Source organism: Streptomyces sp. NPDC048370 (assembly GCF_043200825.1).
GTDB lineage: Bacteria > Actinomycetota > Actinomycetes > Streptomycetales > Streptomycetaceae > Streptomyces.
In genome coordinates, this window is sequence record NZ_JBICYI010000013.1 from 180,123 (window position 1) to 194,076 (window position 13,954).

11 protein-coding genes are annotated in these 13,954 nt (G+C 71.9%); 3 read left to right on the forward strand and 8 right to left on the reverse strand.

Annotated elements, in window-relative coordinates; all coding sequences use genetic code 11:
• Positions 1–47 precede the first annotated feature (47 nt).
• A complete protein-coding gene (locus ACGFYP_RS26470; protein ID WP_393498306.1) occupies positions 48–1,088 on the reverse strand; it encodes a hypothetical protein in 1,041 nt (346 codons plus the stop codon).
• Between the two features lie 150 nt (positions 1,089–1,238).
• Here ACGFYP_RS26470 and ACGFYP_RS26475 point away from each other — a divergent pair, with 150 nt between their 5' ends.
• The gene (locus ACGFYP_RS26475) at positions 1,239–3,311 is read left to right on the forward strand and encodes a TPM domain-containing protein (RefSeq protein WP_393498420.1); all 2,073 of its coding nucleotides are present in this window, start codon (positions 1,239–1,241) and stop codon (positions 3,309–3,311) included.
• 35 nt (positions 3,312–3,346) lie between these two features.
• Positions 3,347–4,054, forward strand: a complete 708-nt coding sequence (locus tag ACGFYP_RS26480; protein ID WP_393498309.1) for a PspA/IM30 family protein — start codon at positions 3,347–3,349, stop codon at positions 4,052–4,054.
• A 77-nt stretch (positions 4,055–4,131) separates the two neighbouring features.
• Here ACGFYP_RS26480 and ACGFYP_RS26485 read toward each other — a convergent pair whose 3' ends face one another.
• The 6 genes from ACGFYP_RS26485 to ACGFYP_RS26510 all read right to left on the reverse strand — a co-directional run bounded on the left by ACGFYP_RS26485 (position 4,132) and on the right by ACGFYP_RS26510 (position 11,009).
• Positions 4,132–6,711, reverse strand: a complete 2,580-nt coding sequence (locus ACGFYP_RS26485; RefSeq protein WP_393498312.1) for a SpoIIE family protein phosphatase — start codon at positions 6,709–6,711, stop codon at positions 4,132–4,134.
• 147 nt (positions 6,712–6,858) lie between these two features.
• On the reverse strand, positions 6,859–7,278 hold the full coding sequence (locus ACGFYP_RS26490; RefSeq protein ID WP_361965773.1) for an ATP-binding protein: 420 nt from the start codon (positions 7,276–7,278) through the stop codon (positions 6,859–6,861).
• A 143-nt stretch (positions 7,279–7,421) separates the two neighbouring features.
• A complete protein-coding gene (locus ACGFYP_RS26495) occupies positions 7,422–7,865 on the reverse strand; it encodes a (deoxy)nucleoside triphosphate pyrophosphohydrolase (RefSeq protein ID WP_361965775.1) in 444 nt (147 codons plus the stop codon).
• A 46-nt stretch (positions 7,866–7,911) separates the two neighbouring features.
• Positions 7,912–8,091 carry an SPOR domain-containing protein gene (locus ACGFYP_RS26500; protein WP_361965777.1) on the reverse strand — a complete coding sequence of 60 codons (180 nt, stop codon included), beginning with the start codon at positions 8,089–8,091 and terminating at the stop codon, positions 7,912–7,914.
• Between the two features lie 156 nt (positions 8,092–8,247).
• On the reverse strand, positions 8,248–9,957 hold the full coding sequence (locus tag ACGFYP_RS26505; RefSeq protein ID WP_393498318.1) for a purine-cytosine permease family protein: 1,710 nt from the start codon (positions 9,955–9,957) through the stop codon (positions 8,248–8,250).
• A gap of 299 nt (positions 9,958–10,256) precedes the next feature.
• Positions 10,257–11,009, reverse strand: a complete 753-nt coding sequence (locus tag ACGFYP_RS26510) for a GntR family transcriptional regulator (RefSeq protein ID WP_393498322.1) — start codon at positions 11,007–11,009, stop codon at positions 10,257–10,259.
• Between the two features lie 225 nt (positions 11,010–11,234).
• Here ACGFYP_RS26510 and ACGFYP_RS26515 point away from each other — a divergent pair, with 225 nt between their 5' ends.
• On the forward strand, positions 11,235–12,608 hold the full coding sequence (locus ACGFYP_RS26515; RefSeq protein WP_393498325.1) for a glycoside hydrolase family 18 protein: 1,374 nt from the start codon (positions 11,235–11,237) through the stop codon (positions 12,606–12,608).
• Between the two features lie 119 nt (positions 12,609–12,727).
• On the opposite strand, the gene ACGFYP_RS26520 is transcribed toward ACGFYP_RS26515, so the two are convergent.
• On the reverse strand, positions 12,728–13,924 hold the full coding sequence (locus ACGFYP_RS26520; protein WP_393498328.1) for a DUF4190 domain-containing protein: 1,197 nt from the start codon (positions 13,922–13,924) through the stop codon (positions 12,728–12,730).
• Positions 13,925–13,954: the final 30 nt, after the last annotated feature.

The window sequence follows — 13,954 nt, forward strand, 5'->3', positions numbered from 1 at the left end:
CCGGTGGGCCTGGGCCGAGCGGGCCCGGGCCCGTCCCCGGCGGGCCGTCAGTGCCAGTCGCGGCGGTAGGACGCCCAGTCCTCCTCCTTCGCGGCGAAGTCGACGTAGAGCGCGACCCCGAACCGCTCGCGGTCGTGGTCCGTGCGGCCCAGGCCGAGCCGGGTGCCACGGATCGCGGCCGCGACGGTCTCGGCCGAATCGTGGTGCCCGAGGTCGTCCTCGTGGAAGAACGGCAGCCCCATGAGCAGGTCGGTGGTCTCGGGCGTGACCTCCAGGGCGAGGCTCGTCTGCTGGGCGACGTACCCGCCGTACATGCCCTCCAGCGGCATCCAGGTGTCGTACGACATGACGGCTATCTGGTCCACCCGGCGCGCGACCTGTCCGAAGAACTCCTGCGACCACCACTTCTCGCTGCCGCTGACCGCGCCGTTCACCGAGTGCAGCGCGGGCAGGGGGTCGATCTGGTGCGCGGCGACGGAGAGCGGGGCCTTGCGGGCCCTGGTCAGCTCGCCGAGGTCGTCGAGGAGGGACAGATAGTTCGCGTCGTCCGAGAGCAGGGGCTCCAGGTCGAAGTGGACCCCGTCGAAGCCGGCGTCGAGGATCTGCCGGGCCGAGCCGACGACGGCGGCCCGTGAGGCCGCGACCTCCAGGCGCAGCCCTTCGGGGCCGTCAGGGCCCTCGTTGGCCAGGATGTCGCCGAGCCAGGCGTGCACGCGTATGCCGGGCATCGTCCGGTGGACGCCGTCGATCAACCACTTGGCGCGCGGGTACTTGGCGGCGGGCAGGGTGCCGTCGTGCTCCAGCGGGCCCGCGTGCACGTACAGGTCCCGTATCCCCGTCCCCTTGATGCGGGCGGCGAAGGCGGCGAGGTCGGCGTCCTTCTTCCGGCCGTCCACCCAGGCGTGGCCCAGCCAGATCGCGTCCTTGCCGCGGGTCTTGGTCCCTTCCCGAAGGTCGCCCGCGTAGTTGAGGCGCAGCGCCACCGCGCTGCCCGCCGTGGGCAGGACCAGGAGCAGGACCAGGCCGAGCGCGACCCAGCGCCCCCGCCGCCACCAACGTCGTACGCGACCGTCCACCCGAGCCCCCAAGATCGTGTTCCTTACGTGAGCACCACCGTAGCGGCGGCTACAGACAGTGACGCAGGGCTGTGGAGAATGGTTTCAGCCCCGGTCGCGAGCGGACGTACCGGGACATAACCTCCCCCTGTGACGCGAACAGCCACCCGAGCCCTTCTCGCGATGTTGGTGGCGGCGTGGTGGCTGGTCGTGCCGGCCGTTCACGGCGCCCGGGCCGACGACCCCGTCGTGCTCTCCCGAGACGGGCAGATCACCGACAAGGTGGGTGCGCTGGGCGACCGCAGGACCGCGGTCACCCAGGCCCTCGACCAGCTCTACGACGACCGGCGGGTGCAGCTCTTCGTCGTGTACGTACGGGACTTCTCCGGGCGCTCGGGCCAGAGCTGGGCCGACGCCACCGCCGTCCGCAACGGACTCGGCGTCGACGACGTCCTGCTCGCGGTGGCCACGCACGACCGGCAGTACGGCTACTCGGCCGACCCCGACTCCCGGTTCACCACCACCCAGCTCGACGACGTCGCGCGGACCGCGATCGAGCCCGCGCTGCGGCAGAACGACTGGGCGGGCGCCGCGATCGGCGCGGCGAACGGCTACGGCGCCGTGCTCGCGGGACAGCCCGTGCCCACGCCCACGATCACCCCCGGCCCCGCCGACCCCGGCGGCGCCGCGGACGGGAGCGCGTCCGGGACGGACCTCGTCCTCCCCGTCGTCCTCGTCGGCGGGGCGGGCGCCGTCGCGGCGTACGCCTGGACCCGGCGCCGACGCGGCACCCGCCCGGGCGGCACCACGAAGCCACAGGCCGGGCCGGGCTGGGGCGCTCCGAAGGAGCCCGCGCCCCCCTCGCTGAACGAACTGGACGCGCAGGCGCGGCAGGCGCTCGTCGACACCGACGACGCCGTCCGTACGAGCCAGGAGGAACTCGGCTTCGCGACCGCCCAGTTCGGCGAGGAGGCGGCCCGTCCCTTCACCGACGCGGTGGCGTTCGCGAAGGAGGAGCTGACGGCCGCGTTCCGGCTGCGGCAGAAGCTCGACGACGCCTTCCCCGAGGACGACGCGACCCGCCGGTCGATGCTGGACGAGATCCTCCGGCGCTGCGACGAGGCGAACACCCGGCTCGACGCCGAGTCCGAGGCCTTCGACCAGCTCCGGGCTCTGGAACACAACGCCCCCGAGGCGCTCGCCCACGCGGAGGCCGCGTTCCGCGAGCAGACCGGGCGGGTCGGTACGGCGGAGGCGGCGCTCGCCGCGATGCGGGAGCGGTACGCCGAGTCGGCCGCCTCGCCGGTCGCCGGCGACGCGGAACAGGCCAAGGACCGGCTGGTGTTCGCGACGACCCATCTGAACCAGGCCCGGCAGGCCGTGGACGCGGGCGACAACGGCGCGGCGGCGGTCCACATCCGGGCGGCCGAGGGGGCGGTCGACCAGGCGGCCCGGCTGAGCGAGGCCGTGGACCGCCGGGCGCAGGAGCTGGCCGAGGCCGTGGGCAAGCTGCCGACCGCGCTCTCCGAGACCGAGGCGGACCTCGCCGACGCGCGCGGCCTGCTCCAGGGCACGGCCGAGGGCGTCTCCACCGCCGACCTCCAGGGCCGCATCGCCCGGGCGGACGCGGTCCTCGCCGACGTACGGCGGACGGTCGACGCGGGCCGCTACGACCCGCTCGACGCGCTGCGCCGGGTCGAGGAGGCCGACGCGGCGCTCGACGAGGCGCTGACCGGCGCACGGGAGCGCGAGTCGGGCACGCGGCGCGCCCGCGCGCTCCTCGACCAGGCGATGCTGACCGCCCGCTCCGCGATCGGGGCGGCCGCCGACTACGTCACGACCCACCGCGGCGCCGTCGGCAGCGAGGCCAGGACCCGACTGGCCGAGGCCCAGCGGCGGCTGGAGAAGGCCAACGCCCTCGCGGCCGCCGACGACCCGCAGTCCGCGCTCGCCGAGGCCCAGCAGGCCGACGCGCTGGCCCGGCTCGCGCAGGAACTCGCCGAGCAGGACGTCCGTACGTATGGGAACCCGAACGGCCTGGGCGGTGTAACAGGGGTAGGAGGTGGCGGCGGCGGGCTCGGCGGTGCGGTGCTCGGCGGCATCATCCTCGGCGGACTGTTCGGCGGCGGAAGGGGAGGCGGCAGCCATGGCGGGGGGTTCGGTGGAGGTTTCGGCGGGGGCGGGTTCGGTGGGGGACCCGGAAGTTTCGGTGGCGGAGGAACCCGCGGCCGGCTGGGCGGCGGCGGCCGTTTCTGACCCTTTCAGTTCCCTCGTGTTCAAGGAGAAGGACCATGAGCAAGCAGACCGTCCTGGGCCGTGTCACCCAGCTGGCGAAGGCCAACATCAACGCCCTGCTGGACCAGGCCGAGGATCCGCAGAAGATGCTGGACCAGCTGATCCGCGACTACAGCAACAACATCTCGGAGGCCGAGCAGGCGGTCGCGACGACGATCGGCAATCTGCGGCTGATGGAGCAGGACCATCAGGAGGACGTGGGCGCGGCGAAGGAGTGGGGCGAGAAGGCACGGGCCGCGAGCAGGAAGGGGGACGAGCTGCGGGCCGCCGGGCAGACGGCGGAGGCGGACCGGTTCGACCAGCTGGCGAAGGTCGCGCTGGGGCGTCAGCTCCAGTCGGAGAAGGAGGCCGGCACGGCCGAGCCGACGATCGCGGCGCAGACCGAGGTCGTGGAGAAGCTCAAGAGCGGACTCGACCAGATGAAGGGCAAGCTGGGCGAGCTCCGGTCGAAGCGCGACGAGCTGGTGGCCCGCGCCAGGACCGCGCAGGCGCAGAACACGATGATGGACGCCGTGAAGAACATCGACGTGCTGGACCCGACGAGCGAGCTGAACCGCTTCGAGGACAAGGTCAGGCGCGAGGAGGCGAAGGCCATGGGCAAGCAGGAGCTGGCCGCCTCCTCGCTGGACGCCCAGTTCGAGCAGTTGGACACGCTCGGCGACAGCGCGGAGATCGAGGCGCGGCTCGCCGCGCTCAAGAGGTAGCGGCCGGCCCGCCGCCCGGGCGGGGCTCGCGGGCACGGTGGCTGTTCGACCGCGCCCGCGGGAAGCTGCGGCGCTGGTCAGAACATGCTCAGGAGCTGCTCCACCGTGGGCTCCGCCGCTCCGTCGCCGTCCGGCAGGGGCAGTTCGAACCAGACGGTCTTGCCCCGGGGGGTGCGGCGCGAGCCCCAGGCGGCGCTGAGGAGTCCGACCAGTTGCAGTCCGCGCCCGCCCTCGTCGGTGTCGCGGGCGCGGCGGCGTCTCGGCTGGACGAGCCCGGAGTCCCAGACCTCGCACACGAGGGTGCGGTCGCGCAGCAGCCGGAGCCTGATCTCGCCCTCGCCGTAGCGCAGCGCGTTGGTGACCAGCTCGCTGACGAGCAGTTCGACGGTGTCCACGAGTGCGTCGAGGTCCCAGGCGTTGAGCTGGGCGCGGGCCAGTTCGCGGGCCCGGCCGACCGAGCGGGGTTCTCTCGGCAGCCGCCAGTCCCCCACCGCCTCGGACGGCAGTCCCTGGATACGGGCCATCAGGAGGGCGATGTCGTCCTCGCCGTGCCCGGTGTGGAGGGTGGTCAGCACGCGGTCGCAGACGTCTTCGAGCGGCAGGACGGTGTCCGTGAGCGCGCCCCGGAAAGCGGTCAGTCCCTCGTCGAGGGGATGGTCGCGGGACTCGACGAGGCCGTCGGTGTAGAGGGCGAGCAGGGCGCCCTCGGGCAGCTCGACCTCGACCTCCTCGAAGGGCTCGCCGCCGACGCCGAGCGGCATCCCCGGGGGCACGTCGAGCAGCAGGGCCTTCTCGCCCGGTTCCACGAGGACCGGCGGAAGGTGGCCTGCGTTGGCGAAGGTGCAGCGCCGGGTGACCGGGTCGTAGACGGCGTAGACGCAGGTGGCGAGGTAGACCTCGGAGAGTTCCGGGCCTCTGGCCTTGTGGGCGCGGGCGCTCTGCTGGGCGCCCGCGGGGGCGCCGAGGCCGCGGGCGATCTCGTCGAGGTGGGAGAGGACCTCGGCGGGTTCCAGGTCGAGCTGGGCCAGGGTGCGGACGGCGGTGCGCAGTTCGCCCATGGCGACGGCGGCGCGCAGACCGCGGCCCATGACGTCGCCGATGACCAGGGCGGTGCGGTGGCCGGGGAGTTCGATGACGTCGAACCAGTCGCCGCCGACCTCGGTGGCGGTGGTGCCGGGGAGGTAGCGGCAGGCGATGTCGAGGCCGGCGGCCTCGGGGTCGCCGGGCGGGAGCAGGCTGCGCTGCAGGATCAGGGCCCGCTCGTGTTCGCGGCGGTAGAGCCGGGCGTTGTCGATGCAGACCGCCGCGCGGGCGGCCAGTTCGACGGCGAGGGCCCGGTCCCGCTCCCCGAAGGGCTCACTGCCCTTGGTCCGGGAGAACTGCACGAGGCCGACGACGGTGTCGTGGGCGACCATCGGCACCACGAGGGTGGACTGGACGAGACTGCCGTCGCCGCCCGGGATCGCTCGTACGCGGCCGGTGCGGAGCGCCCCGGCGCAGGGCGAGTTGAACGGGTAGCGGTGGACGGATCCGACCTCGACGGGCCCTGTGCCGCAACAGCCCTCGTCGGCGTCGGAGCCGGCGGTGACCTCGGGGGTCCGGAGCGGGGTGTCGGAGACGGCGCTGGCGAAGGCGACCCGGCGCAGTTCGGCGCTGCCCGCCCCGTAGCCGACGTCGTGGGAGCTGCCCCAGCGTCCGGGCGGGGCCTCGTCCCCGGTCAGCAGGCCCTGGTAGAGGTCGACGGAGGCGAGGTCGCAGAAGCCGGGGACGGCCACGTCGAGCAGCTCGCGGGCGGTGGCCTCCAGGTCGAGGGAGTTGCCGATGCGGGCCCCTGCCTCGTTGAGGAGGGCGAGGTTGCGGCGGGCGCTGGCCGCCTCGCGGGCCGCGTTGTGTCTGCGGGTCACGTCGATGCCGAGACCGGCGACGCCGACGGCCCGGCCGGAGCCGCTGTGCACGCGGTAGAGGTTGATCGACCAGTGGCGCCGGTCGGTGGAGCCGGGCGGGGCGCCGACGATCTGCAGCTCGGTGACGGACTCGCCCGTCTCCAGGACCCGCTGGAGCGCGGCGGTCATGCGATCGGCCTCGGGGCGCGAGAGGTAGTCGTGGACGGTACGGCCCCGGTGGTCGTCGGCCGAGCCGCCGAAGACCGTGGCGAAGCGCCGGTTGGCCCGCTGCACGGTGAGGTCGGTGCCGAAGAGAAGAAAGCCGAAGGGCGATTGGCCGAAAATCGCCTGCGAGGCGGCGAGGTCGGTCTCGATGTGCCGAAGCGCCCGCACGTCCACGACGATGCAGAGCGCGGCCCGCTCACCGGTCGGCGTCCGGCTCGGCATGACGTACATCTCGGCGATTCCGTCTCGCCGGTTCGGCCCGGGTATCCGGAACGGGACGAGGCCCGTCCACTCCCTGCCGTCGAGGATCTCCGCGACCCTGCGCCGACCACGCTCTCGCAGGTCGGCGGGCATGAAGGCCTCGACCGGGTCCTTGCCGACGGCTTGCTCGACGGGCACGCCGAAGAGGTCGACGGCCCGCCTGCTCCACTGGTCGACGAGCCCGTCGGGGCCTATCGAGAAGGAGGCGACCCGGATGTAGTCATAGATCGAGCCGGGCGGGCTGCTCTGCCACACGACGCCGCTCGCCGTCTCAGGTATCTCGCTCACGCGACCGTCCCCTCCAGCTCACCGCACCGGACCGGCCATGCCCGCAGTATTCAGCACTACGGCCCCCGACGGCACGACGTTCACGATCACAGGGTGGTCTCGTTCATTTCCGGCCGAGACCATGGTGATCGTTGTCCCAACCCTCTCTTAACCCGGCAGGGCCAGCTCGAACCACACTGTCTTGCCCGATCTGCCCTTGCGGATGCCCCAGCGCTGCGCGGAACAAGCCACGAGCTGGAGTCCGCGACCGCCCTCGTCGTCGGGGCCGGCGGCGCGTTCGGTGGGCGCATCCGGAAGCGGATCGGAGACTTCCACGAGCAAGGCGGGGCGGTGGGCGGTGTCGTCCGCGCCGGGCCGGAGGTGGGCGAGCCGGACCCCGATCGGGCCGGAGGCGTACCGCAGGGAGTTGGTCACCAGCTCGCTGACCAGCAGGACGGTGACATCACCGACCACCGAGTCGATCTGCCAGCTCCGGAGCGTGTCGCGCACCGCGTGGCGTGCCGTGCGCACGGCATTGGCCTCCGCCGGGAATTTCCACTCGACGCAGTCGCCCTCGGTGTCGATCACGCCCGATCACTTCCCCAGCCCATCACCAGAAGGAAGGCCCACGTCCTTTTTCGGGGGGTTAATCAGCACATACCCGATATTCGGGGCGGGATATCGCGGGGAGGGGCTCAGTGGGCGCACGGTGGCACGAACGGCGTAGAACCTCAGCCGCGCGCTCCGTCGGCTGCGCCGGACGGCCAGCGCAGGCCGGCCTCGGCGACGGCGGGCCGGTCCTGGTCGAGCCAGTCGACGGAGTCCAGCTCGTGGCGGGCCAGCCAGCGCAGCTCGTCGTGGTCCTCCAGCGGGCGGGGTTCGCCGGAAAGCAGGCGGGCCGTCCACACCTGGAGGACGTATCCGGGCTTCAGCGGCCACTCGCCGGGGATGCGCTCGCCGGGCGCGGTTTCCACGCCGAGTTCCTCGCGCAATTCGCGGACCAGGGCTTCCTCGGGGCTCTCCCCCGGCTCCAGCTTGCCGCCGGGGAGCTCCCAGCGGCCCGCGAGCTCGGCGGGGGCGCTGCGGCGCGCGGCCAGCAGGCGCCCCCGGTCGTACAGGGCTCCGGCGACCACGACCACGTGGTCGGCCACGTGGTCGGACGTGCTCTCTGTCATGTGCCGGAGCGTAACCCGCGCGGGTCGGAGCGCGGGGCGGTGCGGGTCAGACCGCAGGTTGGCCGATGCGTTCCACCCAGTAGAGCTGCTTGTGCCCCCGGTCGTCGAGGCTGTCGGCCACCTTCTGCGCCTCGTCCTCCGTTGCGTACCGCCCGACCCGATAGCGGTTGCCGTTGTCGTCCTGCCGTATGACCAACCAGGGCAGGACAGGGCCGCTGTCGGTCATCGGGTTACTCCCTCCGCCGGTCCGGACCTCTCTTTGGATCTCCCCGAAATGGCAATCCGCATATGCCCGACCTTACGCCTGACCTTTACACAGCGGATACGGGTTTTCACAAAGAGGTACGGATCCGGCCGGGAACCGACGGAGGGAGGCCGAAGATCAGGCCCTGGGGGCGGCCTGCGGGACGGTCGGCACGGGCATCAGCACCGGTCCGGCGGCCTCGGGGTCCTTGCGGCAGACGTCGCCGCACTCGGCGTCGAGCGAGCAGCACAGCGAGCAGATCGGCCCGGACTGCACGGGACAGTCGGCGATGTCCGGAAGCTCGTACGCCGTCTCGCAGACGGAGCAGGTGTGCGTGGCCGTCACGTCCTGGACGTCGACACCCGGTCCGTTGACCGGATTGGGACGGGCCAGGTAGTAGCGGCCCTTGGTGGCCCAGGCGATCAGCGGGCAGAGGACCAGCGCGAGACCGGCGGCGATGAAGGTGGAGAAGGCCTGCGCGTACGGACCGAAGAGACCGAAGAAGGCGAGGATCGAGACGGTCGAGGCGATCACCATGGACCCGAAACCGGCCGGGTTCACGGAGTAGAGGTACGCCCGCTTGAACTCGATGTACGGCGGGCTCCAGCCGGCCCGCTTGTTGATGACCAGGTCGGCGGCGACGGCGGCGATCCACGCGATGCCGACGTTCGAGTAGAAGCCGAGCAGCTTGCCCAGCGCCGCGAACATGTTCATCTCCATCAGCGTCAGGGCGATGGCGAGGTTGAGGAAGATGTACCAGACCCGACCGGGGTGCCGGTGGGTGACGCGGGAGAAGAAGTTCGACCAGGACAGCGAGCCGCTGTAGGCGTTGGTCACATTGATCTTGATCTGCGAGACGACCACGAAGATCGCCGCGGCGGGCAGGGCGAACGTGCCGAGCCACGGCTTGAGCGCCTCGATCTGCGGGGCGATCGGCTCCAGGGCGTGGGTCTTGCCGACGGCTTCCAGGGCGACGAAGGCGAGGAAGGCGCCGCCGAGCTGCTTCGCCGCGCCGATGATGACCCAGCCGGGCCCTGCGGCGAGCACGGCCAGGTTCCAGCGCCGCTTGTTGGCCTCGGTCTTCGCGGGCATGAAGCGCAGATAGTCGGCCTGCTCGCCGATCTGGGCGATGAGGGAGAGAGCGACGCCCGTGCCGAGGCCGAAGCCGATCCACGAGAAGCCCGAGCCCGCGCCTTCCGTACCGCCGAAGGAGCCGAAGGCCCCCCAGGCGTCCGGGGCCTCGAAGGCGAGCACGACGAAGGGCAGCACCATGCCGACGAGCCAGATCGGCTGGGTCCACGCCTGCACCTTGGCGAGGGCGCCCATGCCCCGGAAGACGATCGGGATCACGATGAGGGTCGTGACCAGATAGCCGATCTCGACCGGAAGACCCACGGCCTGATGCATGGCCTGGGCCATGATCGAGCCTTCGAGCGCGAAGAAGATGAAGGTGAAGGAGGCGTAGATGAGGGAGGTGAGGGTGGAGCCGAAGTAGCCGAAGCCGGCGCCGCGGGTCACCAGGTCCATGTCCAGGCCGTACGTCGCGCACGCCTTGGCGATGGGGATGCCGGTGAGGAAGATGATCGCCGCCGCGGTGAGGATCGAGGCGAAGCCGCTCGTGAAGCCGTAGGTGAAGACGATCGAGGCACCGATGGCGAAGTCCGCGAGATACGCGATGCCGCCGAGCGCCGTGCCGGCCACCATCGACGGGGACCAGCGCCGGAAGGAGTGCGGCGCGTAGCGGAGCGAGTAGTCCTCGCGGCTCTCGTCGGCGGCCAGCTTGGCGTAACTGCGGCGGGGCGGTGCCTCGGCCGCCGGGGACTCGGCTGGGGTGACCGTATCGGTCATGTGAGGGTTCCTGTCGTCCGACCGGATTGCGGGTACGGACGAGGAAGGTAGGAGCGGGGCGTGACGGCGCGGGACAGCGCACGGTTGCCTCGGGGTTACGGGAGTTGACGCCTCGTAAACTCCGGGAAACGCGCGACGGACGACCCCGTCCGCCCAGCGGTCACGACGACTCCCCCACCTCCCGGGTCACCGCACCCCCCCGCACCCCCGCCTCCCGGGTCACCACGCCCCCGCGCCCCCGCCTCCCGGGTCACCACGCCTCCGCGCCCCCGCACCCCCGCGCCTCCGACAAGACCCCGTCACCGCACCGGCAGGTGGTAGGCGATGCGGTAGCGGTCGGCCGGGACCACGACGTCGGCCGTCTCCACGGCCCGCCCCGAGGCGTAGTACGTCCGCTCCACGACCATCACCACGTGCCCCGGGACGCCACCGAGCGCGAGGAGCTCCTCCGCGAGCCCCGGGCGGGCGCCGACCTCCTCCACCACGTTGTCCACGACCACGTCGATCGCCGCCATCCGCTCCACGACCCCGCAGCCGCCGAGCGGCCCCTCCTCGGGCAGCATCACGGGCGTCCGCCCGGTGACCGAGAGGGGCTCCCAGGAGGTGGAGAGCATCATCGGCTCGCCCGCGTCCCGGTACACGTACCGCGTGCGCATCACCCGCTCCCCGGGCTCGATGCCGAGCCGGGCGGCCACCGCGGCGCTCGCGTGGTCCTGCTCGCTGCTGGACTCCCATGTGCCGCGCGCCCCGTCGGCCGCCTGCTCCTGCCGGAAGGGGTTGGCTCCGGACGGCGGCCGGTATCCGGAGCGGGCGATCCGGCGCGGCACCGGCCGCTCCCGGACGTACGTCCCCGAACCCGAGCGGCCCTCGACGAGCCCCTCGGCCATCAGCACCTTGCGGGCCTCCAGGGCCACGGTGTCCGAGACTCCGTACTCCTCGCGGATACGCGCCTGCGACGGGAGACGGGTATGCGGCGGAAGCGAGCCGTTGGCGATCTTCTTCCGGAGATCGCTCGCCACGCGCAAATAGGCGGGCTGCTCACCGAACGTCACAGGACACTCCCCTCAGGTTGACGGACAGCTACAGACTGACAACCCTCGGTGTCCACCCGCAAGCATGGGCCAAGGTTTCACTCGAAGTGATGATTTGCCTTTACGCCTGCGCTTACCGCAGGTATAGCCGCCCAACATCTTGACGTAAATGGTCCAGACCAATAACTTCCTGTGCGCACCGCTGAGCACCGCTCCCTTCCGGCACACGCACAGGAAACGAGCCTCATGCGTCGAACAACCCTTGCCCGGCTGACGATCGCCGCCCTCTCCCTCGGCCTCGTGGCCGGCCTCGCCCCCGCCGCGGGCGCCGACCCCGCGCCGTCGCGCGGCGACGACGACCGCACGTCGCACAGCGCGGCGTACAAGCGGGTCGGCTATTTCACCCAATGGGGCGTCTACGGACGGAACTTCCAGGTCAAGGACCTGGAGACCAGTGGCACGGCGGCCAAACTCACCCACATCAACTACGCCTTCGGCAACGTGAGTCCGGACGGAAAGTGCTTCACCGGCAACACGCCCGGCGAGGCCGACGCGTGGGCCGACTACGTGCGTCCGCTCGACGCGGCGGGCTCCGTGGACGGCGTCGCCGACACCGCCGACCAGCCCCTCGCAGGCAACTTCAACCAGCTGCGCGAGCTCAAGGCGAAGCACCCCGGGCTCAAGGTCCTGATCTCGCTGGGCGGTTGGAGCTGGTCGACCCACTTCTCCGACGCGGCCCGCACACCCGCCTCCCGCAAGGCCTTCGTCGCCTCCTGCATCGACCTCTACATCAAGGGCAACCTGCCCACCGACGGCGCCCGTGGCGGCGCGGGAGCCGCCGCGGGTCTCTTCGACGGCATCGACCTCGACTGGGAGTGGCCCGGCTCGGCCGGCGACGTCGACACCGTGTTCCGCCCCGAGGACAAGCAGAACTTCACCGCGCTCGTACGGGAGTTCCGCACGCAGCTCGACGCGTACGCCACGTCGCGGCAACAGGAGCAGCAGCGCGGCGGCAAGCGCACGCACTACGAACTGACCGCCTTCGTCCCCACCGCGCCCGCCAAGATCGACGCGGGCTTCGAAGTCCCCCGGATCATGCGGGACCTCGACTTCGTGAACCTCCAGGGCTACGACTTCCACGGCTCCTGGGAGTCCACGACGGCCCAGCAGTCCGCGCTCTTCGCCAAGGCCGGCGACTTCAGCGTCGACCAGACCGTGAACGACTGGCTGCGGCGCGGCGCGCCCGCCCGCAAGCTCGTCGTGGGCATGCCGTTCTACGGCCAGGGCTGGACGGGCGTCACGGGCGGCGGCAACGGACTCGGCAGGCCCGCGACCGGCCCCGCACCCGCCACCTGGGCGAACGGCTACGAGGACTACAAGGCGCTGCGGAAGCTCGCGGACTCGGGCACGTACAAGGTGCACCGCGACTGGCGCAACGGCCACGCCTGGCTCTTCGACGGCACGACCCTGTGGACGTACGACGACCCGTGGGTGCTGGGCACCAAGTCGGCGTACGTCCGGGCGAAGGGGCTCGGCGGCGCAATGTTCTGGTCGCTGGACGGGGACACCCCCGACGGTGAGCTGATCACGGCCGTCGACCGCGTCCTCGGCCGCCGCTAGAGGCTGTCGGGCGGCCCGCTCCGGCGGCCCGCCCACCGGTACGACGACGGGGCCGGGACTCCAGGAAGGAGCCCCGGCCCCGTCGCGCGCGCGGGCACCGCTCAGCGCTCGGGCACCGCTCAGGCGGAGGAATCGGACTCGGACACCGGCGCGGTCGCCGCCAGCTTCAGGGTCGCCCGCACCTTCGGCTCCGAGTGCCAGGAGGTCTCGGCGTAGGCCTGGTCGTAGAGCTCCCAGAAGGCGTCCGCGTCGGCCGACTTCGCCAGCTTGTCCCACTGCTTCGCGGAGGCGTCCAGCTCCTTGACGAGCCCCCGCACGTCGGTCGTGGAGGCGGCCGGCCAGGAGTGGTCCTTCAGGCCCCGGCTCGCGGCGGTGACGGCGTCGTGGACCTTCCCCGCCCAGGCCTTGTTGGCGGCCAGGTCCTCCTCCGCGTCGTCCTCAGGTTCCTCGCCCAGGGCGTCGTCGATCCGGTTCATGGTGGTGAGGAAGTGGAGCTGGTGGGCGTCGAGGGTGGTCTTGTCGGCGCGCAGCGAGCCCTTCATCGGGTCGCCGCCGTCGATGACGAACGAGCAGGTCACGGCGCGGTCGCCGAGACGCCAACTCTCGGGGCTCGGCATGTAGTAGAAGTCGTAGACCGACTCGGGGAAGGCCCAGCTGTCGAGCGCGTACGCGTTGCCGATGTCGCCGCAGCGCTTCGCGGCGATGTCGTCGATGGACGTCTCGCCCGGCCACTTGGAGAAGCCGGTGAGCTTGAAGCCGCCGGTGACCTCGCCCTCGTGCGGCTTCGCGCAGTCGACGACCTCGACCTCGGAGGTCTCCGCCTCCAGTTCGCCGTCGACGTTGTAGCACTGGCCCGTACGCAGGGAGAACGCGGAATCCGACCGCGCCGCCTCGTCCATGCCCTTCTGGAAGCCGCGCCACACGTCGCCGAAGGCGCCGGAGACGAGACCGACGACTATGAGGAGGCAGCTGAGGGAGGACAGGACGATGCCGGTGACGGCGAGGCCCTTGCCCGTCTGGTTCCTCTTCCTGATCTGCGGCAGGGCGATCAGGCCGAAGATCAGGCCCAGGGGCGGGAGGCAGCAGACGATGCCGGAGACCAGGGACGCGATCGCCATCCCGTTCGTGGTGCCCTGCTGCGGCATCCCGTAGGGGCCGGGACCAGGACCGGCGCCAGGACCCGCGGCACCGGGCCCGTAGGGCCCGTACGGGCCGTAGGTGCCGGAGGTGTACGGCCCGGGAGCCGGCGGGACCCCGGGGGCGGGCCAGCCCTGACGGGGCGGCTGGGAATCCTGGGGCGGCTGGGAGGGCTCCACGAGTACGGTGCTCCTGTAGAGGCGGGGTGG